Origin of the sequence: Campylobacter sp. TTU-622, assembly GCF_016598965.1 — a bacterium.
In the GTDB taxonomy this organism is placed as follows: Bacteria; Campylobacterota; Campylobacteria; order Campylobacterales; family Campylobacteraceae; genus Campylobacter_D.
The window spans coordinates 1-1,039 of sequence record NZ_JAENKR010000173.1; the positions used below are offsets into that span (position 1 = coordinate 1).

Annotated in this window: 1 protein-coding gene; it reads left to right on the forward strand. The window is 24.4% G+C overall.

What is annotated here, in order from left to right; genetic code table 11:
* Positions 1-188: 188 nt before the first annotated feature.
* Positions 189-1,039, forward strand: an 851-nt coding sequence (locus tag JG677_RS08260; protein WP_200286160.1) for a M28 family peptidase, incomplete at its 3' end; no start/stop codon positions are given.

Sequence of the window (1,039 nt, forward strand, 5' to 3'; positions counted from 1 at the left end):
CAAAAGATTTTGTTTGCGCTATAAAACTCTCTATAAAAATTAATATAAATATCAAAATTAAAAAAGAAAAAAATTTCTTAGGATCACTTAAAATTTTTCTTAAATTTAATATTTTTTCAATATTTAATCTCATTTTAAACTCAAAAAATAAAAATTATGTATAATTTTATCTAACAAAAGGAGTTAAAATGCAAAATATCATAAAAAATTTTAAAAAATTATGTGAAATACCGCATTGTAGCTATGAAACAAATCAAATGAGAGATTTTTTAAATGCTTATGCCAAAGAAAAAAACTTTAAAGTAAATATTGATTTAGCTGGTAATATTCACTGCATCAAAGGCAATCCTAAAATTTGTTTACAAAGTCATTATGATATGGTCTGTATGGGAAATGCCCCAAAAATAGAAGTTTATGAAGATAATGGTTATTTAAAAGCTAAAGATTCATCTTTAGGAGCTGATAATGGCATCGGGATAGCTATAATGCTAGAAGCAATGCAAAAATTTTCAAATTTAGAATGTCTTTTTACTAATAATGAAGAAGTTGGACTTATGGGGGTTAATGATTTAGAACATAAACTTCATTCTAAAATGCTTTTAAATCTAGATCACGAAAATGAGAATGAAATCATTATAGGTTGTGCTGGCGGAGTGGATATTGAAGCTTTTTTAGAATATGAAACAAAAGAATATTTTGGAAAAGTTTATGAACTAAGTGCAATAAATTTTAATGGGGGTCATTCTGGCATTGATATTATTGATAATCCAAAAAGCTCCATAAAGGAAATGGCTCGTTTTATTAAAGAAAATAAAGGAAAAATTATAAATTTTGAAGGCGGAGAAAGAGTAAATTCTATACCAAAATATGCAAAAGCTTTAGTATTATTTGATAATGATGTTAAGTCAAATAAATATATTCATTGTCAATTTATAGAAGAAAGAAAAGAAAAAATATGTTTAAAATCTGATATTTTACTTAATGTTTTAATTTCTTTTTCTCAAGGAGTTAGAAGCTTTAATAAAACATTAGATATAGT